The organism is Cytobacillus oceanisediminis (assembly GCF_007830235.1).
GTDB lineage: Bacteria > Bacillota > Bacilli > Bacillales > Cytobacillaceae > Cytobacillus > Cytobacillus oceanisediminis.
Genome location: NZ_VLKI01000007.1, coordinates 130,192 through 154,070 on the forward strand (window position 1 = coordinate 130,192; position 23,879 = coordinate 154,070).

At 41.6% G+C, this 23,879-nt stretch carries 24 protein-coding genes; 20 read left to right on the forward strand and 4 right to left on the reverse strand.

Annotation, left to right across the window (positions count from 1 at the left end; translation table 11 throughout):
• Positions 1–21 precede the first annotated feature (21 nt).
• Both IQ19_RS13675 and IQ19_RS13680 read left to right on the forward strand, forming a co-directional pair.
• The gene (locus tag IQ19_RS13675) at positions 22–1,179 is read left to right on the forward strand and encodes an acyl-CoA dehydrogenase family protein (protein WP_144542955.1); all 1,158 of its coding nucleotides are present in this window, start codon (positions 22–24) and stop codon (positions 1,177–1,179) included.
• A complete protein-coding gene (locus IQ19_RS13680) occupies positions 1,176–2,252 on the forward strand; it encodes an acyl-CoA dehydrogenase family protein (RefSeq protein WP_144542956.1) in 1,077 nt (358 codons plus the stop codon). Before IQ19_RS13675 ends, IQ19_RS13680 begins: the two co-directional genes overlap by 4 nt.
• Before the next feature lie 294 nt (positions 2,253–2,546).
• Here the strand turns inward: IQ19_RS13680 and IQ19_RS13685 are convergent, their stop codons facing one another.
• A complete protein-coding gene (locus IQ19_RS13685) occupies positions 2,547–3,467 on the reverse strand; it encodes a LysR family transcriptional regulator (RefSeq protein ID WP_144542957.1) in 921 nt (306 codons plus the stop codon).
• Positions 3,468–3,698: 231 nt separating this feature from the next.
• Here IQ19_RS13685 and IQ19_RS13690 point away from each other — a divergent pair, with 231 nt between their 5' ends.
• The 6 genes from IQ19_RS13690 to IQ19_RS13720 all read left to right on the forward strand — a co-directional run bounded on the left by IQ19_RS13690 (position 3,699) and on the right by IQ19_RS13720 (position 8,165).
• Positions 3,699–4,166, forward strand: a complete 468-nt coding sequence (locus tag IQ19_RS13690) for a PaaI family thioesterase (RefSeq protein WP_144542958.1) — start codon at positions 3,699–3,701, stop codon at positions 4,164–4,166.
• 260 nt (positions 4,167–4,426) lie between these two features.
• Entirely contained in the window at positions 4,427–4,807 is a 381-nt protein-coding gene (gene pcaC / locus IQ19_RS13700) for a 4-carboxymuconolactone decarboxylase (protein WP_144542959.1), read from the forward strand.
• Positions 4,808–4,975: 168 nt separating this feature from the next.
• Positions 4,976–5,647, forward strand: coding sequence for a GntR family transcriptional regulator (locus tag IQ19_RS13705; protein ID WP_144542960.1), 672 nt, complete (start codon positions 4,976–4,978; stop codon positions 5,645–5,647).
• Entirely contained in the window at positions 5,648–6,490 is an 843-nt protein-coding gene (locus tag IQ19_RS13710; RefSeq protein ID WP_144542961.1) for a fumarate hydratase, read from the forward strand.
• A 23-nt stretch (positions 6,491–6,513) separates the two neighbouring features.
• On the forward strand, positions 6,514–7,095 hold the full coding sequence (locus IQ19_RS13715) for a FumA C-terminus/TtdB family hydratase beta subunit (RefSeq protein ID WP_144542962.1): 582 nt from the start codon (positions 6,514–6,516) through the stop codon (positions 7,093–7,095).
• Positions 7,092–8,165 (forward strand): tartrate dehydrogenase, encoded by a 1,074-nt coding sequence (locus IQ19_RS13720; protein WP_144542963.1) that lies wholly within the window; start codon positions 7,092–7,094, stop codon positions 8,163–8,165. The genes IQ19_RS13715 and IQ19_RS13720 overlap by 4 nt, the downstream gene beginning before the upstream one ends.
• Positions 8,166–8,337: 172 nt before the next feature.
• Here IQ19_RS13720 and IQ19_RS13725 read toward each other — a convergent pair whose 3' ends face one another.
• Genes IQ19_RS13725 through IQ19_RS27760 form a run of 3 tightly spaced genes read right to left on the reverse strand, consistent with a single transcriptional unit; the run spans position 8,338 to position 10,428 of the window.
• Positions 8,338–9,375, reverse strand: coding sequence for a DctP family TRAP transporter solute-binding subunit (locus IQ19_RS13725; RefSeq protein WP_144542964.1), 1,038 nt, complete (start codon positions 9,373–9,375; stop codon positions 8,338–8,340).
• Entirely contained in the window at positions 9,296–10,276 is a 981-nt protein-coding gene (locus tag IQ19_RS13730) for an NAD(P)-dependent oxidoreductase (RefSeq protein ID WP_144542965.1), read from the reverse strand. Before IQ19_RS13730 ends, IQ19_RS13725 begins: the two co-directional genes overlap by 80 nt.
• Positions 10,273–10,428, reverse strand: coding sequence for a hypothetical protein (locus IQ19_RS27760; protein WP_158638791.1), 156 nt, complete (start codon positions 10,426–10,428; stop codon positions 10,273–10,275). The genes IQ19_RS13730 and IQ19_RS27760 overlap by 4 nt, the downstream gene beginning before the upstream one ends.
• A 218-nt stretch (positions 10,429–10,646) precedes the next feature.
• Between IQ19_RS27760 and IQ19_RS13735 the strand changes: the two genes are divergently transcribed.
• The 12 genes from IQ19_RS13735 to sdhA all read left to right on the forward strand — a co-directional run bounded on the left by IQ19_RS13735 (position 10,647) and on the right by sdhA (position 23,870).
• Complete coding sequence (locus IQ19_RS13735; RefSeq protein WP_144542966.1) at positions 10,647–11,201, forward strand: TRAP transporter small permease; 555 nt, start codon at positions 10,647–10,649, stop codon at positions 11,199–11,201.
• Positions 11,198–12,466, forward strand: a complete 1,269-nt coding sequence (locus IQ19_RS13740) for a TRAP transporter large permease (RefSeq protein ID WP_110066884.1) — start codon at positions 11,198–11,200, stop codon at positions 12,464–12,466. Before IQ19_RS13735 ends, IQ19_RS13740 begins: the two co-directional genes overlap by 4 nt.
• A gap of 35 nt (positions 12,467–12,501) precedes the next feature.
• Complete coding sequence (locus IQ19_RS13745) at positions 12,502–13,146, forward strand: GntR family transcriptional regulator (RefSeq protein ID WP_144542967.1); 645 nt, start codon at positions 12,502–12,504, stop codon at positions 13,144–13,146.
• A gap of 50 nt (positions 13,147–13,196) precedes the next feature.
• Positions 13,197–14,057, forward strand: a complete 861-nt coding sequence (locus tag IQ19_RS13750) for an HpcH/HpaI aldolase/citrate lyase family protein (RefSeq protein WP_144542968.1) — start codon at positions 13,197–13,199, stop codon at positions 14,055–14,057.
• 14 nt (positions 14,058–14,071) lie between these two features.
• Complete coding sequence (locus IQ19_RS13755; protein ID WP_144542969.1) at positions 14,072–15,424, forward strand: MmgE/PrpD family protein; 1,353 nt, start codon at positions 14,072–14,074, stop codon at positions 15,422–15,424.
• 260 nt (positions 15,425–15,684) lie between these two features.
• Positions 15,685–17,148, forward strand: a complete 1,464-nt coding sequence (locus IQ19_RS13760) for an SLC13 family permease (protein ID WP_144542970.1) — start codon at positions 15,685–15,687, stop codon at positions 17,146–17,148.
• Between the two features lie 89 nt (positions 17,149–17,237).
• Positions 17,238–17,900, forward strand: a complete 663-nt coding sequence (locus tag IQ19_RS13765; RefSeq protein ID WP_144542971.1) for a GntR family transcriptional regulator — start codon at positions 17,238–17,240, stop codon at positions 17,898–17,900.
• A gap of 51 nt (positions 17,901–17,951) precedes the next feature.
• Positions 17,952–19,151: an ATP-grasp domain-containing protein gene (locus IQ19_RS13770; RefSeq protein ID WP_144542972.1), complete on the forward strand. Its 1,200-nt coding sequence runs from the start codon at positions 17,952–17,954 to the stop codon at positions 19,149–19,151.
• Complete coding sequence (locus IQ19_RS13775) at positions 19,152–20,069, forward strand: succinate--CoA ligase subunit alpha (RefSeq protein WP_144542973.1); 918 nt, start codon at positions 19,152–19,154, stop codon at positions 20,067–20,069. It abuts the gene before it with no gap.
• The gene (locus tag IQ19_RS13780; RefSeq protein WP_144542974.1) at positions 20,066–21,430 is read left to right on the forward strand and encodes an MmgE/PrpD family protein; all 1,365 of its coding nucleotides are present in this window, start codon (positions 20,066–20,068) and stop codon (positions 21,428–21,430) included. The genes IQ19_RS13775 and IQ19_RS13780 overlap by 4 nt, the downstream gene beginning before the upstream one ends.
• The gene (locus tag IQ19_RS13785) at positions 21,412–22,050 is read left to right on the forward strand and encodes a succinate dehydrogenase cytochrome b558 subunit (protein ID WP_144542975.1); all 639 of its coding nucleotides are present in this window, start codon (positions 21,412–21,414) and stop codon (positions 22,048–22,050) included. The genes IQ19_RS13780 and IQ19_RS13785 overlap by 19 nt, the downstream gene beginning before the upstream one ends.
• Positions 22,051–22,094: 44 nt before the next feature.
• Positions 22,095–23,870, forward strand: coding sequence for a succinate dehydrogenase flavoprotein subunit (gene sdhA, locus IQ19_RS13790; protein WP_144542976.1), 1,776 nt, complete (start codon positions 22,095–22,097; stop codon positions 23,868–23,870).
• The last annotated feature ends 9 nt before the right edge of the window (positions 23,871–23,879 follow it).

The following is a 23,879-nucleotide window of genomic DNA, read 5'->3' on the forward strand; positions in this document are numbered from 1 at the left end:
GACTCTTGGTATATAGGAGGAATGATTTTGAAGGAATTAACTCTGCCCAATATTGAATTACCGGAAGAAGCTGAATATTTGCGAAAGGAAATAAGAGAGTTTTTAAATAAGGCAAGTATACAGGGGAGCTTTGAACCAAAGTGTGACACGTGGCTGGGAGGTTACTCAGCAGAATTCAGCCGTAAAATCGGTCAGCAAGGCTGGCTTGGAATGACCTGGCCTAAAAAATATGGAGGCCATGAACGATCTGCTTTAGAACGATTTGTGGTAACCGAAGAGCTTCTTGCAGCAGGAGCGCCAGTTGCAGCACATTGGTTTGGGGACCGGCAAACAGGTCCTTTATTGCTGCGCTACGGAACCGAAGAGCAAAAACAGCGGTTTCTGCCATTGCTTGCAAAAGGTGAAATCTATTTTGCAATTGGCTTAAGCGAACCTAATTCCGGGTCAGACCTTGCTTCCGTTTCCACCAGGGCCAAAAAGTCCGGAAATAAATGGATTGTTAATGGAAGCAAAATATGGACCAGTGGAGCCCACCATGCTCATTATATGATTACATTAGTCCGTACTGCCCCTTTAGGTGATAAAAAACATGAGGGACTAAGCCAGATCCTGCTGGATCTATCTGCACCAGGGATAACGATCCGCCCGATCCACTTAATGACGGGGGAACATCATTTTAATGAAGTCATAATGGAAGACGTTGAGGTTTCGGAGGATATGATAATCGGGGAAGAGGGGGAAGGCTGGAAGCAAAGCCTGGCAGAGCTTGCGTATGAGAGGAGCGGCCCTGAGCGGTTTATGAGTACATACCCGCTGCTGGAAGAGTTAGTAAGAAGGCTTTCGGATTCTGACAGCGATTATGCCAAAATTGCCGTTGGACGTCTTGTTGCCAGGTTATGGACACTCCGCAAAATGTCTTTGGGTGTAGCCGGTTTGCTTGAACAGGGAAAATCACCGGAAATCGCAGCAGCCCTTGTAAAGGACCTGGGGACAGAATATGAAAATGAAATTATTAAAGTAGCAAGGCTGCTGATTCCAAGCAATCCTTCCGTAACAGCAGAATCCAGGTTTGATGCATTATTGGCTCAGGCTATTCTTCATGCCCCAGGCTTTACTCTGCGGGGAGGAACGACAGAAATACTGCGCGGGATCATTGCAAGGGGGTTGGGAGTACGATGAGTGAAATAAGGTCTATGCTGGAGGATACGGTAAGCAAGGTATTAAAAGATCTTTGTACAAAGGAGTTAATTATAGCTGCAGAGAAAGGTGAATTCCCGGCAATGCTGTGGAAGACACTTGAAGAACTGGGATTAACATCAGTTGGAATTAGTGAAGAGAGAGGCGGATCCGGAGGTGATTTAGGCGACTTTATGACCCTGGTCAAGACCGCCGGATATTACGCTGCCCCTGTGCCACTGGCTGAAAATATCCTCTCTAAGATCGCACTGGAAAAAAGCGGCCTGCCCATAAGTGATCAAATTAGTACGTTTTCTTTTGAAAATGAAATTGAATTTGACAAGGCCGACTCGGGCTGGGTACTATCCGGAAAAGCGAAATATGTCCCATGGGCCAGAAATGCCAGAACCATTACAGTCTTAGGTAAAACTTTTGAGAATAAAAGAATGATTGCGAATGTATCATTAGAAAATTGTGAAGCCCGCCACCATGAGAACTTAGCAGGTGATCCTCGTGATGAAGTCCTTCTCAACCAAGTCCGTCTGAATGATCATGAGGTCAAGGCCATAGATAATGGAATGATAAGTGAATTTATAAATTTGGCAGCACTGACAAGGGTAATGCTAATGGCAGGTGCCTTGGAAAGAACTTTGGAGTTGTCGGTTACTTATACAAAAGAAAGAACACAATTCGGCAGGCCCATTGGCAAATTCCAGGCTGTTCAGCAGAATCTTGCTGTTTTAGCTGGTGAAACAACAGCTTCTTTGGCTGTTGCCGATTTTATCATCTCAAATATTGATTCAACGATTAGTGCGGAGGAAGCTGCCATGGCAAAAATCCAGCTTGGTGATGCAGCAGAGGCTGGCTCCCGGATTGCCCATCAGGTACATGGCGCTATGGGTTTTACAGACGAACATCCTTTGCACCAAAGTACGAGGCGATTGTGGTCATGGCGCGATGAATTTGGTTCCGAGAGTATGCTGGCCAGGCAACTTGGCGAAAGGGTTCTTCAACAGTCACAAGATTTATGGGGATTTATTACAAAAATCCCGGGAATTAAAGCTAAAAACATTTAAAAAAGAGGGTGTCCCAAAAGTATAGCTTTTGGACACCCTCTTTTGGTAAGACAATAGCTCTGTAAAATTTGGCCTGTTGATTTCCGCTCCAGGGACTCAGCGACCGAGGGCGGTCCGAAGCTCCTCGGTGCATTCGCACCTGCGGGGTCTCCCGCTGACTCGCTTCTCCCGCAGGACTTTGAATAAGCATCCTCGAATAAACACCGCACGAAGAAAATGCGAATGCATTTTCGCGGGATTAGCCCCTTCCGCTCCAATCAACAGGGTGCAAAAAACTTTTGAGACAGCCTGTTTTTAAATGGGTCCTTCCAAGGAATAAGGCTTGGTATCATGAATGAATTTAACGAAATTTTCAATAGCTCCTGTCATGATTAAATCTTTTTGGTATATTAAATTTGAATATCGCATGATTTGGGGAAAGCCTTCAACTTTAACCATTTTAATCGTTCCGTTCTCAAGCTCATTTTGGACCGAAATTTGCGGTAAAATGGAAATCCCCATGTTGATTTCAATCATTTTCTTGACGGCATTGATATCATTCAGTTCCATTCCTGTTTTAAGAGTATAGCCCATATTGGTAAACATACTTTCAATTTGCGGCCAGAAGCTTGACTTTTTCCCGTAAACAATAAATAGTTCTTGTAGAATATCTTCTATTGATACATCCGTTGCATCGGCGAGTCGATGATGTGGTGAAACAACAAAAACAGAAGGATCCTGTCCAATCAGTTCACTGCGAAGAAGGTCGTCGCTGAAGTCAGGTGTACTCGTTCTTGCAATCGCAAAGTGTACCTCACGGTTATAAACCATTTCAATCATTTTGGGTGTGAATTCTGTATGCAGGATAATGTCAACGGACGGATATAGGTGACTAAATTTCTCTAATATTTTTGGCAAAACCCAATAACAAAACGAATGCGAAGTGACCAAAGACAAGGAACCGGAATGGCCTTGTTTATAATTGGCCAATGAAGCTTCAGCCTCCTTAACAAGAGAAAGGATTTGGGTGGAATACTGATAGAGAATTTTTCCGGCATCCGTTAAATTGCCCATCGCTTTATTTTTTCTGTTAAACAGCTGCAGCCCTAGATCTTCCTCTAAGCTTTTAATGTGAGCGCTTACAGTGGGCTGTGAAATAAAAAGCTCCTTCGCTGCATTTGAAAAGTTTTTGTGTTTATAGATCGTATTAAAAACCTCTAATTGTTTTATATCCATCTAAAGTCACCCTTGTTCCATTTATAGTTTTTGCCTATAATTATTTTCATTATATCATAATTATTAATATTTTAATAGTAAAAAAGCATATTTTGTTTTATTATATAAAACTTTATATAGATTATTAAAAAGATTCAGAAAAGTATAGACGTTTTTAATTGGATCCAGTATCCTAAGGTTAGATGGTTTATTAATCAATACTTAAGGGAGGAGGACTGCGAAATTAAAACCATGACAGCTGCCAGTGATATTTTAAAAGAAATTGAGAATCTTTCAAGCGAGGAATTAGAACAGGTTTTCCATGTGATAAAGGCACTTAAGGGATCAAAAGAGGAACTGCATTACACAGGGAGACTTTTAGGGATCGGTTTTGAAGAAAATGGCGAAATGAGCATGAAATTGGGTATGCAAAATGCAAATACATACGATGTTGCCCAAGGAGGAGCTCTCTATACATTGGCAGATGTAGCTATTGGTTTTCATATAATGACCAAGATACCAAAAGATTCTCAAGTCTACACCTTAGAATTGAAAATGAATTATATCAGACCAGGCAAAGGGAAGAAGTTGTACGCAAAACCTGTAATTATTCATCTAGGAAAAAGTACAGTTGTTTCAGAGTGCAAAATTATAGATGAAGAGGGGCAGGTAGTGACAATCGCTTTAGGTACATTTTTTTTAAAACATAGGCTGAGTTAACGCTTAGTGTTGATTTTTAGCACCCTGTTGATTGGAGCGGAGGGCACGAGATCCTCGAAAATGCATTCGCATTTTCTTCGTGCGGTGTTTATTCGAGGATGCTTATTCAAAGTCCTGCGGGAGAAGCGAGTCAGCGGGAGACCCCGCAGGTGCGAATGCACCGAGGAGCTTCGGACCGCCCGCGGTCGCTGAGTCCCTGGAGCGGAAATCAACAGGCAAATTTAACCAGATCCAAACCATAAATCAAAGGAGGATATAAAATGAGTGTAAAATTTGATGAAGGATTGCAAGTGAGGCGTGATGTTTTAGGGGCTGAATATGTTGATAACTCAATTAAAAATGCTACCAGTTTTACAAAGCCTCTTCAGGAGTTAGTGACGGAATATTGCTGGGGAGAAATTTGGACTAGAGAAGGATTGCCTAAAAAGACGAGAAGCATGATCAATTTAGCTATGCTGACTGCATTGAATCGCCCGCATGAATTAAAGCTTCACTTACGCGGTGCAATTAATAATGGAGTAACAAAAGAAGAAATTCAGGAGATATTTTTACAGACTGCAATTTACTGCGGAGTACCGGCTTCATTGGATAGTTTTAAGACTGTCCAGGAAATTTTCAAGGAAATGGGAATAGAAGAATAACAGTTGGCATTAGTCGTACTTCCAGTTATGAAACACCATTCTGCAAGGTTAAAGAAGAATGGTGTTTCCTTGATTATTTATTGAATTTTATGATAATTGGTACTATTATAAAATTAAAGCTGTCGACAGCCGACAGATTATCAATCACTAAATGAAAGGGGGGCAAATGTGAGCCGGAAACCACTTGAGAAGGCACTTCCGTTTTACCTGCAAATTCAGCAAACCATAAAAGAGCGAATTTGGCACGGAGAATATAAACCAGGCGACCGCTTATATGATGCCCAGCTTGCCAAGCAATTCTCCATTAGCCGCAGCCCGGTGCGAGAAGCGATCCGGACTTTGATCAATGAGGGCCTTTTGATCATGGATGAAAAGTCTCAGATAACTGTATATAAGCCTACGCTGAAAGATGTAAGGGATATATACGGCTGCAGGATTGCGCTTGAATCCGCTGCTGTGGCTCTGGCAGCAGAGCGGGCAACAGAGTCGCAAATAGAAGAACTGGAAAGAATATTAGCTGGAACAGAAACGGCTATCGAAAAAAATGAAAAGGAAGAAATCGTAAAGTGGAACACAAAGTTTCATGAGCAAATCATCTTAATAAGCGAAAATGTAAGGTTAAAAAAACTGGTGGATGAGCTTCATTCCTTAACTTATTATTATCGGCTTTTAAATATTGAGGGTAATGAACGCGGACAAATCATTTTAAAAGGGCACAAAGAAATTTTTAAAGCGATTAGAGAAAGAGATCCTGAAAAAGCAGCAAAAAGCTTAAAGGAACATACGAAAGAGGATTTAAAAAACCTGATTAAGCTTATTGAGGGAAAAGGGGAGAATTAAATGAGGATTGTAGATGCTGAGGTTTTAACTGAAAGCGTTGCCAAGCTTTGCTGGGAAGCCTGCTACTATTTGCCGGAGGATGTTTTGGCGGGGTTCAGGCGTGCCGAAAAAACAGAAGCTTCTCCGATCGGCAAATCCATTCTTCAGCAGCTCCTGGAAAATGCTGATGAAGCCAAAACCAATCACATGCCTTATTGCCATGATACGGGGATGGCAGTTGTTTTTGTAGAAATAGGACAGGATGTGCATATAACAGGCGGCAACTACCTTGACAGCATTCAAGAAGGAGTGAGGACTGGATACAGAGAGGGCTATTTGCGCAAATCGGTTGTAGGTGATCCTTTACTGCGTGTAAACACAGGTGATAATACACCAGCAGTCGTACATACGGACATTGTGCCTGGTGATCAAATTAAAATTACTGTCCTGCCAAAGGGCGGCGGCAGTGAGAATATGAGCGCCATGAAATTTCTGCTCCCAGGAGAAGGTGTTGAAGGTGTGAAGAAATTTGTCCTTCAGACGATCAAAGAGGCTGGAGGAAAGGCATGCCCGCCCGTTGTGGTAGGAGTAGGGATTGGAGGCAGTTTTGATAAAGTGACTTCTCTTGCGAAACATGCTGTATTAAGAGAAATCGGTGTTCATCATCCTGACCCGCACATTGCAGAGCTGGAACAGGAATTGCTTGAAGCCATTAATGATACAGGGATTGGACCGCAGGGACTTGGCGGAACGAGTACAGCCCTTTGGGTGCCTATTGAAACCTACGCATGCCATATTACGGCTTTGCCTGTTGCAGTCAATATTCAGTGCCATGCTGCAAGAAAGAAAACAATTGTTATATAAACGAAAAGTTAGGAGGGAACAGTTTGCCGGAATACAGGCTGCAAACACCTATTACCAAGGAAGACATTAAAAAATTGAAAATCGGCGATACGGTTCTGCTTTCAGGAACCATTTACATGGCTAGAGATGCTGCACATAAAAGAATGGTAGAGCTGCTTGAAAATAATCAGTCTTTGCCAGTGGATCTAAAAGGAGAAGTCATCTTTTATGCAGGTCCATGTCCCCCAAAACCTGGTCAGGTAATAGGGCCGGTGGCACCGACTACTGCATTTAGAATGGACCCTTATGCACCTTCAATGTACGAATATGGTGTTGTCGGAACGATTGGCAAAGGCCCAAGGAGGGATTTGGTCAAGGATGCCTGCAAGAAATATGGAGCTGTTTCTTTTGCAGCGATTGGAGGGTTGTCAACCATTTTAAGCAGGAGAGTGAAAGCTGTCCAGGTGGTTGCATATGAAGACTTAGGGCCGGAAGCGATAAGAAGATTAGAAGTTCAGGATTTTCCTTTGCTTGTCGCTTATGATTCAAACGGGGACGATTTATACCAGCAGGAGATTACAAAATATGAAAATTATAACCAAAAAACAAATAAAGGAGCTGTATGATCATGAAAAAATATGAAATTGCCGTAATACCGGGAGACGGAATCGGAAAAGAGGTAGTACCAGTTTCATTAAAGGTATTAGAAACGGTTGCAGAAGTACATGGCGGATTAAAATTCGAATTTCAATCCTTTCCATGGAGCAGCGAATATTATATTGAACATGGGAAGATGATGCCAGAAGATGGCTTAAAAACATTAAAAAACTTTGAATCTATTTTTCTTGGTGCCATCGGTAACCCAGCTTTAGTGCCGGACCACATTTCCTTATGGGGCCTGTTAATTAAAATCAGAAGGGAATTTGAACAATCTATTAATATTCGTCCGGCAAAATATTTTAAAGGGTTAAAGTCGCCTCTGGTCAACCCTAATGATTTTGATTTAATCGTAGTCAGGGAAAACAGTGAAGGAGAGTATAGCGAAGTAGGAGGGAGAATTCACAAAGGTGAGGATGAACTGGCCATCCAGAATGCTGTTTTTACAAAAAAAGGAACAGAAAGAGCCATGCGCTATGCCTTCGAACTTGCAAAGAAAAGAAGGGGCCATGTGACATCAGCTACCAAGTCTAATGGCATTTTCCATTCCATGCCTTTCTGGGATGAAGTATTCAACGTAGTCAAGAAAGAGTATCAGGATGTGCAGACAGCTTCCTACCATATTGATGCACTAGCTGCATTTTTTGTAACTCGTCCTCAAATATTTGATGTCATCGTAGCAAGCAATCTATTTGGCGACATCTTAACCGATATTGGAGGCGCAATTATGGGAAGCATTGGAATTGCTCCTGCAGCTAATATCAATCTTAACGGAAAGTATCCATCCATGTTTGAGCCGGTTCATGGCTCTGCTCCTGATATCGTAGGCAAAGGAATTGCTAATCCAATCGGACAAATCTGGACTGCCAAAATGATGCTGGACCACTTCGGTGAAGAAGAACTGGGCAAAAAGCTACTGGATGTAATCGAGGATGTTACGAATGATGGTATAAAGACTCCAGATATTGGCGGAACATCGTCAACAGAAGAGGTTGGAGATGAAATTTGCAGAAGGCTTAAAAAGGCGGTTTCTGTTTAACTCTTAATATAATTAGAAGAATTCCAGATTCGAATCTGGGATTCTTTTTATATAGAAGGCTGCAGGGGTCTCTGATGGACAGACTTGTAGTATAACCAGCTGCAAAAAAACAACCGCGCCACAATTGGCTGCGGTTGTTTTTTTGCTTTCACTTATACTGGAGAGGACTCTATTATTTGCTTTCTGCGTCTTCAATAATATCTTTTCCGATCACTTCTGCGTATTCATCGTAAACAGGTGCAAGAGCTTCTTTGAATGCTTCAATTTCTTCTTCAGTTAATTCATGAATTTCTACCTGGCCATTTTCCTTAAGCTTTGCTAAAGCATCATCGTTAAGTTGTTTGGCAGATTCTCTGGCCAGTTTTGTTCCTTCATCTACACCTTTTTGTACAATTGCTTTTGTTTCTTCGTTCAGGCTATCCCAGAACTTAGTGTTTGTCAGAAGCGCATAGTCAACACGAGTATGGCCCATAACTGTCATGTACTTTTGAACCTCATCAAATTTCTTGGATTCAATGTTGCTGAAGGTATTTTCCTGTCCATCAACAGTTCCTTGCTGAAGAGCAGTATATAATTCACCGAAAGGAATGGAAGCAGATCCAGCGCCTAGCTCATCATAAAGTGCTTCCAGTAATTGGCCGCCTTGTGTACGAATTTTCATGCCTTTAAGATCTTCCGGTTTCGTAATTTGCTTTTTATCATTAGTCATGTGCTTTGCACCGTTTGGCCACATTGCCTGGCCTAAAACACCATCTTTTTCTAAACGCTTAAAGATTTCTTGTCCTTTTTCTCCATCCCAAAATGCATTTGCTGCCTCATCACTTTCAAATAGGAAAGGCATGGCAGGGATATTAAAACCAGGATCGTTACCAACAAGCTTAGACATATCAGGTAGAATGAATTGAACATTATCAGCAACCAGGTTCTGGTATTCATCTTTATCGCCAAATAAAGAGCTATTTGGATAAACCTGAACTTTTATTTTGCCGTCTGATTCTTTCTCAATGACTTCTTTCATCTTAAGAGCACCTTGATGTTTAGGAGTATTTTCAGCTACAACGTGAGAAATTTTAATTGTTATCTCCTGAACTCCATCACTTTCTACTCCGCCTCCTGAGCCCTCTGTTTTCTCAGAATTGCCGCACGCCGCCAGGGCGAACATCATTACCAGAGCCAGAGCCGCCAGAAACAATTTTTTCATTTTCTTCATTTAAAATCCCCCTTTTTAATAAATAGGCTGAGACAAATTTATTTATCTCTGTATGGTCAGCTTCTTTGTCCAGTACATTGCTTGCTTCACTGAATTTTTGATATATAATTTGAGGCAATGAAGTAGCAGCATCTGCATCTTTAAAAAGCTGATCTGCCATACCTATATCTTTTTTGATCAGTTCAAGAGAAAATCCTGAATTATAAGCTTCTGTCAAAATGAAATTCGGGAACTTGTATTCTGTAGAGCCGCTCCTGCCAGTACTTTGATTAATGACATTGATTGCCTTTTCAGGTTCCACGCCAAAGTTCTCCAGCAGTTGTACAGCCTCACAGGATGCTAAAAGATGGGTAGCTGATAAGTAATTATTAATTGCTTTTATTAAGTGACCGCTTCCAGATGGCCCGACTAATGAAATACTGCTGCCCATGGCGCCTAGCAAACGCTTACATTTCTCGAAATGTTCCGCTGATCCTCCGGCCATAATCGTCAATGTCCCATCAACTGCTTTTTTGACTCCCCCGCTTACAGGAGCATCGACAAAACCAATATTATAGGTCTCCAGCTTATTGCTGTTTTCTTTTGTATCAGCCGGATAAGAACTGCTCATATCAATAATCATGAGCGAATTCTGATCTTTCTGAGTGCTGGAGGATATTGCGTCAATAATATCTTCTAATACTTTGTTAACGATGGCAGAGGAAGGGAGCATCAACACAATATACTCCACTTTATGAATCCAATCTTTCATGCTGCCGGTATTTCCGCCCAATGCCTGGAGTTCTTCTAATGCATTTTCACTTACATCTGCTCCAAAAACACTGTATCCGTTCTTAAGGAGATTCTTTGCCATTGGCAGACCCATTTTTCCCAGTCCGATAAAGCCAATATTTTCATTCATAAAGAAGCATCTCCCCTAAGCCCCTTATGTAAAGAGCCAACCTTATTTCTTCTTTGGACAACAGGAACATTTTCGAGATTCTCTTCAGCTTCCTTGAAACATTCTATGAAGGATTTCTTGATTAGCGCTAAAGTCCTGTCTTTTAATACCACCTTTCGACCTCCTTTTTGGATTTTGGATACAAAACAAGTTTTGACCAGGTGCTAATACAGGCTGATGAAAATAGTATAACAAAACAGTGGAATATTGTGAATACACAAAAAATAATAAAAAAATAAAATTTTCTGTTTATTTTTATTTTCATTTCTTGTATATTGAAAAAGAAACCAAGCACGGATTGGATACAATCCAAAAAAAGGAGTTGATTTGTATGAAGCTCTTTAAATGGCTCGATCGCATCGAAGAAGGAGCAGCTGGATTGCTATTTATTGGAGGAGTAGTGGTAAGTTTATACGGTGTATTTACAAGATATGTTCTAAATGCACCACAGGCATGGGTAACAGAGATTTTCGAATTTCTGCTCGTTTGGGCTATATTTATCGGCTTTGGAATGGCCTTAAAAGACAATCGCCATATTCAAGTAGAGTTATTGTTTGATTTGCTGCCAAAAGGAATAAAAAAGATCGTTGCCGGTATTAGTAATATAATAGGAGCGGGCTTCTCCTTTTATCTCGCTTTTTCATCCCTGGAATTGATAACGCTTTCAAAGGAACAGGGGATTACTACCATCGATGTTGGTATTCCAATCTGGATCACCTATCTGGTTCTGCCAGTGGGCATGAGTTTATTGGGGTTGTACTTTATTGTGAAGGCTTATCGGGCATTTACAGGAGATAAACGTGAAATCACAGGAGAACTTGAACATCTCTATGAAGAAATGCAGGAATTAAACAAAGAAGCTGAGCAGAAGGGAGTAGGAGCATGAGTCCGGTTTTAGTGTTATTTTTGGTGTTTGCCATTTTGTGTCTTATTAGAGTCCCGATTGCAGTCAGCTTGGGGTTATCCAGTATCGTGGCTCTTTCAATGATCGATTTTACACTCTATACTGTCATTCAAAAAATGTTTAACTCTTTAAACTCCGCAACGCTAATGGCTATTCCCGGATTCGTATTTGCCGGAATCATCATGTCAAAAGGCGGTATATCATATCATTTGATTGAAGCTCTAAAATCATGGGTGGGTCATATTCGCGGAGGACTTGCGGTTGTAACCATCCTTGCATGCATGATTTTTGCAGCCATCTCAGGGTCAAGCCCTGCCACAGCAGCAGCTATTGGAAGCATTATGATCCCTGGAATGGTTAAAGCAGGCTATAGCAAGCGATATGCAATGGGATTAGTTGCAGCATCCGGAACGCTTGGAATCCTGATTCCGCCGTCCATCCCATTAATTATCTACGCATCAGTTGCAGAAGAGTCTGTTGGTAAGTTATTTGCTGCAGGTATTATCCCTGGATTAATGCTTGGCGGTATTTTACTTGTTTCTGCAATTGTTAATGCACGAATTAATAACTATGGGAAATTACCTAAGGAGCCAATGAATGTCCGCTGGAAAAAAACCTATAAAGCCATTTGGGGATTCCTTCTCCCGGTAATCATACTCGGCGGTATTTACTCAGGAATTGTAACCCCAACTGAAGCAGCATTTGTTTCTTGCTTCTACGGAATCATTGTTTCAGTTTTTATTTATAAAGAAATGTCATTTCCTAAGTTCAGAGAAGTACTTAAAGAATCCATCAATATTACTTCGATGATTTTCCTGGTTATTGCTTCTGCTATGATCTTTGGAATGTTCTTGACAACAGAGCAGGTTCCGCAAAACTTTGCAGCCTGGATTGAAGAAAGCACAACAAATAAGTGGATATTTATGATTGGCGTCAATCTGATGTTCTTCGTACTGGGAATGTTCCTGGAAGCAGTTGCGATCATTTTAATTACACTTCCAATCTTGCTTCCGGTTTTAGTAATGTTTGATATTAATATCATTCATTTTGCGATCATCATGACAATTAATATGGAATTGGCGATGATCACACCTCCAGTCGGATTAAATCTCTTCGTTGTGAGCGGCATAACAAGAGAGAAGGTAGGGGAAGTCGTAAGAGGGGTTCTCCCATTCTTTGGATTGATGTTCGTAGCGCTTGTTTTGATTGTCATCTTCCCGCAAATTTCTTTGCTTTTAGCAAAATAATTCTTTAAAGCTGTTAATGTATAAGGAGTTTTAAAATGAACCAAGTCAAAGAGTTTCATACATTACAAGAAAAAGTGACAGATATGATCAGGGAGTCTATTTTTACCCAGGTTTATAAACCAGGGGAAAGATTGATTCAAGATGAACTAGCTGCAAGATTTGGCGTGAGCAGGATGCCTGTAAGGGAGGCGCTTCGCTGTCTGGAGAGAGAAGGATTAGTGGCATTTCTTCCCCATAAAGGAGCCCAGGTAATTGGCTTTAGAAGGGAAGATATAGAAGAGTTATATTATCTGAGGGCACTCCTGGAAGGCATTACAGTCCAAAAATCAATGAATTTTCTTACTAAAAAGGATAGGACAGAACTAAACACATTGGTTGAAAAAATGGATCAGGATATTGATAACAATGATATGGATTCCTTTATCACCCATAATCATCAGTTTCACATGCTGCTGCAAAAGGGATGCAATTGGAAAAAAATTAAATTGCTGACGAAGGAATTTATTGAGGGTTATCCGGCACATGTTCCAAGCCTCATTCCAAAAACAATGTTTGTTTCGAATGAAGAGCATAAACAAATGTTAAGAGCACTTGAATTGAAGGATCCTATTATGCTAAGGCAGCTGGTTGAAAATCACATCATGAGGGCAGGGAATGCGCTTACTCAAGTAATTGAGTAAGTTATTTCTTCATAAGAATCGGATCCAATATCCATTAAGGAGGAGTTACGATGGCACCAAAGCGTTCCTACTTATTTGTTCCAGCCATTTCTGAAAAAATGATGGGAAAGGCAATATCCAGTGAAGCAGACAGCGTTATTTTTGATTTGGAAGATGCTGTAGCCATTAATGAAAAAGAGATTGCAAGAGAAAGAGCAAAAAACTACTTACTAAATTATCCGGCTGAAAAAGATGTATATATTAGAATCAATGATTTTACAACAGTGTATTGGAGAAAGGACATCGAGTGTGCCGTGGAATCAGGAGCGAAGGGGATCATTGTTCCGAAAGCCGAAAGCGGCAGCAATATGAAAGTTATTTGCCAAACAGTGATTGAGCTGCTTGAAAGAGCAGGCAGAAAAGGGGATATTTTTGAAGTGCTGCCCCTTATCGAAACAGCGTCTGGCGTTCACTTTGCCTATGAAATTGCAAATTCTCATTCCTTAGTTCCGAGGCTTGTGTTTGGCTCTATTGACTATTCACTAGATATAGATTGCGAGCTCACGGATGGCGGAGAAGAACTTTATTATGCAAGATCCCAAATTGTTAATGCATCGCGAGCAGCTGGAGTCGGCAGCCCAGTGGATGCAGTATACCCTGATCTATCCAATGAAGAAGGGTTAAGCAGAGAGGCTGACCGGGCGAGAATTTCAGGATTTAAATCCAAGCTGGCCATCCATCCAAAACAGCTAAATGTCATTCATCAGATTTTTACTCCGGATGAAAAAATTCTTGAGGAAGCCAGAGAAATTGTAGAAGCATTTGAGGAGGCTGAACAAAAGGGCAGTGCATCTATTTCGGTAAGGAATAAATTAGTGGATTATCCTGTGTATAAAAAAGCAAAAGGGCTTTTACAGTATTCAGGTTTATAAAAGGAGAGACCAATATGGTAACCAGTCAACTTGCCAAAAATATCAACCGTACAAATTTTGGCCAAATCAGTGAAAATGCTGTATATGAAGCAAAAAGAAGTCTATTAAACTGGCTCGGTGTTGCTATTGGAGCAGCTCACCATGAATCAATGGACAAAGTTTTAAATGTTTCAAGATTGATGGATAGCAGCCCGCAAGCGACTATTCTGGGAAGAAAAGAAAAGGCGGATATGCTATTCGCTGCTTTGCTAAACGGAATGTCCTCCCACATTTATGATTTTGATGATACATTGCTTGAAACGGTCCTTCACCCTTCTTCACCTGTTTTTCCTGCTGTATTAGCTTATAGCGAATATAAGAAAAAAACCGGGAAAGAGGTTTTAGAGGCTTTCATTATAGGGTGTGAGGTTCAGGCTAGACTAGCCCTGGCTGTATATCCTTCCCACTATTGGCGGGGCTGGCATATAACAGGCAGTGTAGGAGGAATTGGAGCCGCTGCGGCAATGAGCAAGCTATTGGGGCTGGACGAGGAAAAAACCTCCTTTGCCATTGGAATAGCCGCCACAGATCCTACCGGGTTAAGGGAAATGTTTGGAACCATGACGAAGCCCTACCATCCGGGAAAAGCGGCAATGAATGGGATGCTGGCCGCATTCATTGCAGGCGAAGGATTTACAAGTTCTAAAAAAGCGCTGGAAGCAGAGCGCGGATTTATCAATGTTTTATCAGAAGAAACAAAATTGGAGCTTCTGACAGATAACTGGGGAGATAATTGGGAAATTGAGAAGAACAGCTATAAACCATTTGCCAGCGGCATTGTTACCCATCCGGCCATTGATGGAATCATAGCCATTCAGAGAGCACATAACTTAAAACCTGAAGAAGTAGAAGAAATTCATATTACAGGCCATCCGCTTGTTAAAGAACTAACCGGCAAAACTGATTTTACGACAGGGCTTGAAGGGAAATTTAGTGTTTACCACTGTGTTGCTGCAGGGTTCCTCCATTTAAAAGCAGGCGTAAATGAGTTTACAGACGAATTTGTCAATAAGCCGGAGGTGAAGGCTTTAAGGTCAAAAATTCACTTAACGATTGACGAGAATATAAAAGAAGACCAGGTGAAATTGACAGTTAAATTAACAGATGGCAGGGAACTAGGCCATTTCGTTGAGCATGCTATAGGCAGCATGGTTCTGCCGATGACTGACCAGCAATTAATTGGGAAATTTAAGGATGTAACTGAGAATATCATCAGTGAAAAATCCAAAGAATTACTTATTGATCAGGTGTACCGGCTTGAAGAATTAGAGGATTTGGAAGGGTTTTTTCAGTTGTGTACACCGGTTGAGTCAGCCAGCCGTATTTAGGCCAAGGTTGTTGTTTTCGTAAAGTTTGTTGCTTTTTGATGGAAGACTTAGTGTAACTAACTGAGTTGATTGCAGCGGAGGGCACTAGACTCCAGCAGGAAGAGAGGGAAGCGGGAGACCCCACAGGCGAAGCCCAGGAGGCTCCCATTCCTTCCCGCAGGTTCGCTAAGGGCCCCGTGCTGAAATCAACGGGTGTAATTCAAAGCAAAAACAAAAATCTATGAGAAAAGAGCCTAAGCCAAAGAAAGAAGGAGAGTATAGTGGGTTCTCCGAACACGAAGGCAAAAGTTAATTTTATGCCAAAGCCCTCCGGTGCACTTGCAATTGATTCATCAAAAGCATTTACCTTGTTGCTGGGTGTTGTTCTATCTGCATCTGTTTATGCTTTTCTACCTGGCAGCAGTGACACGGCCAAGATTATGCTTGCTCTTTTAGTCTTAAGTGTTTTTTACTGGACATTTGAGCCTTTGCCGCTGGGTGTTACTGCTGTGCTGCTGCTTGTGTTAATGCTGTTATTCAAAATTGTGACCATGGACATTATCTTCAGCGGTTTTTCCTCACCTGCCATTTTTTTGATAATAGGAGGAATGATGCTGGCAAGGGGAGTAAATGATACTCCTCTTGCCAAAAGGCTGGCCTATTTAATTTTGGCAAAATGGGCAGGTACAGCAAAAGGCTTATTAGCCAGTATTTTGCTTATTCCTCAGGTTCAGGCTTTTTTTATTCCTGCCGTTGCTGTAAGAGCTACATTGATATTGCCTGTTGCTTTAATGGCGCTCGACCATATTGGGGTAAAGAAGGATGGGAATCTGCGTAAAATGATTCTTCTTGGTGTTGCATTTGGCGGAACGATCAGCGGAACAGTTGTCATGACCGCAGCAATCGGGAATATTTTGACTGTGGAATTATTAAAGCAATTTTTGGGGATTCAGATATCTTATTTACAATGGTTTATGTATACGGTTCCAATATGGCTTCTTTTGATTCCTTTATCCTGGCTGATATTAATCAAGTCCTTTCCCTTACAAAAGGAAAATGAGGAATTCCATCATCTGAAAGAGGAAATGGACAAAAAGCTGAAAAAGTTAGGAAATCTCAATACAGATGAGAAAAAATGCATCGGAATCTTAATTCTGATTGTAGGTTTATGGTTTACTGAACCGCTGCATGGACTCCATCCCAGCATACCTACCCTGATAGGCGTTGTTTTAATGGCATTTCCAGGTGTGGGCTGTTCAAAATGGGAGAACATGGTGAAGATCAATTTTGATACCATTCTAATAATGGGTGTAACATTGTCGCTTGGTTATGCTTTTAATCATTCAGGGGCAGCTGAACTGGTTGGAGCAACTTTGAGCGCTGGGTGGATTATCGATTTGCTTCGTTCACCCATTATCGCTGTTGCTTCTATATTAATTATCACACAAATTCTGCATTTAGCTGTTGCCAATGTTTCAACCGCAGTAGTTACTCTTATTCCTATATTTATAGGCCTTTCAGCAAAGGCAGGCGCAGATCCGGTATTAATTTGTATAACTGCATCACTCGCATGCCTGCATGGATATATTCTTGTGGTTGAAGCAACGCCTAATATTATTGTCCATAGCACTGGCCAGATCCAGCAGAAAGAGTTTATTATTCCAGGAATCTATATGACCATTATTATGATGCTCGTTACGATCTTAACTGCTGTAACGTGGTGGAACTGGATCGGTTTTTTGTAAAATCAGCTTAAATGTCAGAAAAGTGTGGACAATAATATTTGGATCCTGTATCCTAAAGCTAAAATAGGATAAGGAAAGGTATTTGAAATATGTCTATGAATCAGGATTTGCGAATTGAGAATAGGGATACACTCCACTTAAAAGTATGCAATGTAATAAGAGAAGCGATTATCAGGGGGGATTTTAAGCCGGGCGAAAGGTTAAAGCAATCAGATCTGGCAGAAAAAATGGGTGTGAGCAGAATGCCTGTTAGAGAGGCATTTAGAAAGCTGGAATCAGAGGGCCTTATTAAGCTGGAGCCCCATAAAGGCGCTGTAGTAAAATCAATCAGCATTGAGGACATTGAAGAAATTTATGCCCTTAGGTCAGAGCTGGAGAAAATGGCTGTTTACCAAAGTGTCGATTTATTAACAGACCAAGATATCAAACAGCTCTCCTCCCTGGTTGCAGAAATGGAGAATGCCGATGATGCAGACGCTTTTGTACAGTATAACATTGATTTTCACCGTTTGCTTGTCAAAAGGTGTAATTGGGAACGTCTTAATTCATTTATTGGGACATTGTGGAATGGCCTTCCGCAGCAAACTCCACACCTTTTAACCGGACAAATTGAAACCTCAAATACAGAACATAGAAAAATCCTTGAAGCCGTTACCAAAAGAGATAAAGAAACAGCCGCTAATCTTGTATCTGAACACATATACCGAACTGGAGAATCGTTAATAGAAAGTATAAGAAAAGAAGGGAAGTAAGTTCCCTTTCTTTATAAATTGGATCCAATATCCAAAAGGAGGACTGTATAGATGGGCAGAATGTTGGAAGATGCGAGTAAAACAATCCTTAAAGAAAATGGAATTCCTGTACCGGGGCATTCGGTTATTTCCAGCAGTGAAGAAATCAGTGAACAGCATTTACGAAAGCCCTGTGTGTTAAAGGCACTTGTACCAGTAGGGAAAAGAGGGAAAGCCGGGGCTATCAAGTTTGCAGATACAGTAGAAGAGACAAAAACCAAAGCTGATGAGATTTTTCAAATGACAGTGAGAAATTTCCCGGTAGAAAAAGTATTGATAGAAGAAAAGATTAATATAGATGAAGAATGGTATGTATCTATAACCATTGATCCGCAAAAACAGGTTCCGGTTATTATAGCGACAACAGAGGGCGGAGTAGAAGTAGAAGACCTGGTAAAAGATGCACCCGAAAAGGTAGTAATCTATCACGTAGAACCATTTACTGAGCTTCAGCCATATCAGGCGAAAGAAATCTGGAGCAAACTTGGGGTAACTGGAAAGCCATTAGTAAAGGCTACGGGAATTCTATGCAAATTATATCAGGTGTTCATGAAGTATGATTGCTATATTCTTGAAATTAATCCATTAGTCCTCACGAAAGATGAAAATGTTATGGCAGCTGCGTCTGTAATGGGTGTAGATGATGCAGCCCTTTACCGCCATCCGGAACTTGAAGGCAAAGTTGAATCAGGAAGCGAACGTTCCTGGAGGCCTTTAACCCAGCTGGAGAAGGAAATGGTAAAAGTGAATGACGCTGATTACCGAGGGACAGCCCGTTATACCGAAATGGATGGCGGCGAAATCGGATTTATGTGCGGCGGTGGAGGCGGAAGTTTATTAAGCTTTGATGCCCTCACCAATTTAGGTGCTGCCCCTGCAAATTACACTGAAACGGGCGGCAATCCGCCTGAAGAGAAAGTAAAGGGATTAACAAAAGGCATCCTCTCAAAACAAGGAGTTAAAGGCCTTTTTGTCGCTCATAACATCACCAATAATACACAGATACACGTAATGGCTAGAGGGATTGTAAATGCCATTCAGGAATTAGGAATAGATCCTCAAGTCTTTCCAATTGTAGTGCGGGAAGCAGGAGTTAATGATGAGGAAGGAAAGAAAATTTTCCAGGAAGCTGGGATTACTTATTTTGGTGAAGATTTGACCATAGAAGAAGCCGCAGCAGAGATGGTTAAAAAAATGAGAGGGGTGTCCTAAATGTCCATTTTAATCAATCAAAACACCAGATTGGCTGTACAGGGAATCACAGGTCGGGAAGCTTCCATGATTGTCAGCCATACACTTGCCTATGGTACTAAGATTTTTGCGGGCATTACTCCAGGAAAAGGCGGACAGTACGTACAAGGGGTTCCTGTTTATGATACGGTGGCGGAAGCTGTAAAACAGCATGACATTAATGCAACCCTCATTGTTGTGCCTCCTGCGTTTGCTTTAGATGCTGTTCTGGAGGCCATTGCCAATGGAATAAAGCTGATTGTGGTCACAACCGAAAATATTCCCCAGCATGATGCAGTAAAGCTACTGTATGCTGCACGGAAAGAAAATGTAACGATAATTGGGCCTAATACTGTCGGAATGATTAATCCAAAGGATCGGATCAAAATGGGATCCATCGGCGGTGACCGCCCTGAAAGGTGCTTCGTTCCCGGCAACGTCGGAGTGATATCAAGGAGCGGCGGAATGACTGCCGAAACATCCTGGATGGTAAAGAGGGCAGGCTTTGGTGTTACAACCTGCATAGGGATTGGCGGAGATAGCCTGATCGGTACAAACATTAAAGACCTTCTTGTTTTATTTGAAAAGGACGAAGAAACAGAAGCAGTTGTAACCTTTTCGGAACCTGGCACTTCCTTTGAGGAAGAAGCCGCTCAATTACTAAAAGAGGGCGGTTTTACAAAGCCGCTAATCTCGTTTGTTGCTGGAAAGTTTACAGAATCTATGCCTGAAGGAACTGTTTTTGGCCATGCGGGAGCAATGATTTCCGGCAATGCGGGCCGTCCTTCCTTAAAGATGAAAGCGCTTAAAGAATCTGGAGCGCATGTAGTTGAAAAATACGATGACATAATCGGTGTTTTGCAAACTGTATTAGGTTCAAAGGTAGGTGAGGCAAAATGATCTTATCAAGGAGAATGGCTGAATATGCAGTTAAAGTTAAATATGAGGACTTACCTGATGAAGTTGTGGAATATACAAAACTTTGTATTTTAGATTGGTATGGATCCGCACTGGCAGGTAAAGATGAAAAACCGATTCAATCTTTATTGGAATTGGTTCAGGAGTGGGGAGGGAATGAACAAGCGACTTTAATTACCGGTGGGAAGTCGTCCATTGGCAATGCCTGCTTAGTCAACGGAGCATCCAGCCATATTGTAGAGCTGGATGATATTCATAAATCGTCGATTATCCATGCAGGTACCGTTGTTATTCCTGCAGCAGCTGCCGTGGCAGAAGCGCATAACTTAAGCGGAAAAGACTTAATTACCGCCGTAGCTGTTGGATATGAAATTTGCTATAGAATCGGAGAGGCCGTCTCGCCTTCCCACTATTATTATTGGCATAACACAGCAACATGCGGGACTTTCGGTTCCGCTGCAGCAGTGGCAAAGCTTCTGAAGTTAAATGTAGAGCAGACGATGTATGCCCTTGGAAATGCTGGCACTCAAGCAGCAGGTTTATGGGAATTTATTGAAGATGGGGCAAACACAAAACAGCTTCATACTGCTAAAGCTGCATACAACGGAGCTCTGGCTGCCTTGCTGGCAAAAAAAGATTTTACCTCTGCCTCCAGAATTCTTGAAGGCAGAAGGGGCTTTTTCAATGCGATGTCTGAAAAATATGATACAGATAAAATCACCAGGAATCTTGGCGAAGAATTTAAAATTCTTGAAAATAGCTTTAAAATCCATGCTTCCTGCCGCCACACACACCCGGCAATGGATTGTGTCCAAACCATCATGAAGGAAAACAGCCTCAGCCATGAACAAATACAAAACATTTCTATACAAACCTACCAGACTGTCCTGAATATTACAGATAATCCGAACCCCGAGACAGTGTACGCCTCTAAATTCAGCAGCCAATTTTGTGCAGCCTTGATTGCCATTAAATGTTCTGCATCATTAATCGATTATAATGAAGAAATTTTACAATCTCCTGAGGTAAGGGAGCTTATGAAAAAAGTGACTGTAGTGGCCGATCCGTATTATGAAAATGCTTATCCTGAAAAATGGGGGGCCAAGGTTGTCATCACCCTGAATGATGGAAGAACCTTCAGTGAAGCAACTGATTATCCTAAGGGGGATCCTGAAAAGCCTGCCGATAAGGAAGAGCTGATTCAAAAATTTAAATCGATGACCTTGGGCAAGGTATGGAACGCAGAAGAACATGTCCAGGCTGTTTTGGGATTAGAGAAAATTGACACAGCGGAATGGATATCAATGGCATTGGGGGAAGAGCAATGCAAACAAACACAGTAGTGCCTCTTTCATCTTCAAGAAGATTCGTTCTTACCAGATTGCACTCACTAGCGGGGCTTATCCCGCTAGGCCTTTTTTTAGTTCAGCACTTAATGGGAAATGCCTTGGCTATTTTTGGAAGCGAAAAATATGATGAGCATGTCCAGTTCATGCTCAGTCTTCCATTTCTGCTTTTTCTTGAGATAGGATTTATAGCGCTTCCTCTCCTGTTCCATGCTATTTATGGAATCTATCTCTCTTTCATTTCCAAACCAAACGCTCATGTATACCAATATAAGCGAAACATTAGTTTTTTGCTGCAAAGAGTGACAGGAATCATTACCTTTATTTTTGTTATCTATCATGTATGGGCGGTAAGAATTAGTCCTGTAATCAGTGGAACGGAAGTGAACCACCAGCTGGTAGGCGAGCATTTGGCAAATCCCTTTATGATGGCCTTTTATATTGCTGGTGTATTGAGTACAACCTACCATTTTGCGAATGGGATATCTACTGCTCTTATAACATGGGGAATCACAGTCGGTCCAGCTTCCCAAAAAACCGTCCGAAATATATGCTTTGGAATATTTGTTGCACTTGCTGCTTTAGGAATCGGAAGCTTAATTTCATTTGTCAGTTAAGTTCGAACCTTAATATGTAGATATTCGAACGGAGAGGGGATCTTATGAAAAATCAGGAAATTATCGTGATTGGCGGCGGTTTAGCCGGATTAATGGCCGCTATTAAAATAGCAGAAGCAAAAAAGAAAGTGAAATTGTTTTCCCTTGTCCCGGTTCGCCGTTCCCACTCAGTGTGTGCCCAGGGGGGCATTAATGGGGCCGTCAATACAAAGGGAGAAGGGGATTCTGTATGGGAACACTTCGATGATACGATTTATGGCGGCGATTTTTTAGCGAATCAGCCGCCTGTAAAAGCGATGTGCGAGGCTGCACCGGACATCATTTATTTACTGGCCAGAATGGGCGTTCAATTCAACCGGACGGAAGAAGGGCATATTGATTTCAGGAGGCTTGGCGGAGCTAAATATTCCCGTACAGCCTTTGCAGGGTCAACAACAGGACAGCAGATTCTGTATGCGCTTGATGAGCAGGTTCGAAGGTATGAGGCAGAAGGTTTGGTAGAGAAATATGAGTATTGGGAATTGGTATCTCTTATTAAAGATGATGAAGGAAGATGCCGAGGAATTTCAGCCCAAAATTTGAAATCAATGGAAATTCAAACTTTCAAATCAGATGCTGTAATCTTAGCTTCCGGAGGAATCGGAAACATATTTCGCAAAAGCACCAATTCCATTATAAATACCGGGAGCGCACATAGTATTGCATACCAGCAAGGAGCCAGGTACGCAAATGGAGAATTCATACAAATCCATCCAACAGCTATCCCGGGCGACGATAAGCTCAGGTTAATGTCAGAGTCAGCACGAGGTGAGGGGGGAAGAGTCTGGGTCTATCGTGACGGTAAACCATGGTACTTCCTCGAAGAAAAGTATCCGGCTTACGGAAACCTGGTACCAAGGGATATTGCAACACGGGAAATTTTTCATGTTTGTGTCGACCTCAAACTTGGAATCAACGGGGAGAATATGGTTTACCTTGATCTTTCCCATCTATCTGCAGAATTATTGCAGCGTAAGCTGGGAGGGATTCTTGATATCTATGAAAAGTTTGTGGGAGATGACCCAAGAAAGCTGCCAATGAAAATCTTCCCGGCCATGCATTATTCAATGGGAGGACTTTGGGTTGACTATGACCAAATGACCAATATTCCTGGCCTTTTTGCTTGTGGTGAATGTGATTACCAATATCATGGAGGAAATCGGCTTGGAGCCAATTCATTAGTTTCAGCGATATATGGCGGAATGGTGACTGGCCCGAATGTAGTCAGCTATGTAAATAGGCTTGAAAAGTCCTGTGAAGACCTCCCATCATCCCTTTATGAAAAAGAACAGAAAAAGCAAGAAGAGGAGTTTGAAAAGATCTATAAGATGAACGGCAGTGAAAATCCATACCAGCTTCATGTCGAGATGAGTGATTGGATGGTGGACAACGTAACTGTTGTTAGGTATAACGACCGGCTCCAACAAACAGATGAGAAGCTTCAGGAACTTCAGGAACGCTTTAAGAACATCGGAATAGATGATACATCCAGATGGCATAACAGAACCGTTCCGTTTGTCCGACAGCTTAAAAATATGCTTGAGCTTGCAAGGGTTATTACGGTTGGAGCTCTTAACAGGAATGAAAGCAGGGGAGCGCATTATAAACCCGAATTTCCGGAAAGAGATGATGAAAATTGGCTAAAAACAACGATTGCCACTTATACACCCTTCGGTCCAAGCCTATCTTATGAGCCGGTAGATCTTAAATATATAGCTCCAAGACCAAGAAGATATGACATTGTCACTTCAGGGAAAAAAGAAGAACCATCGAAATCATAGAAAGGAAGG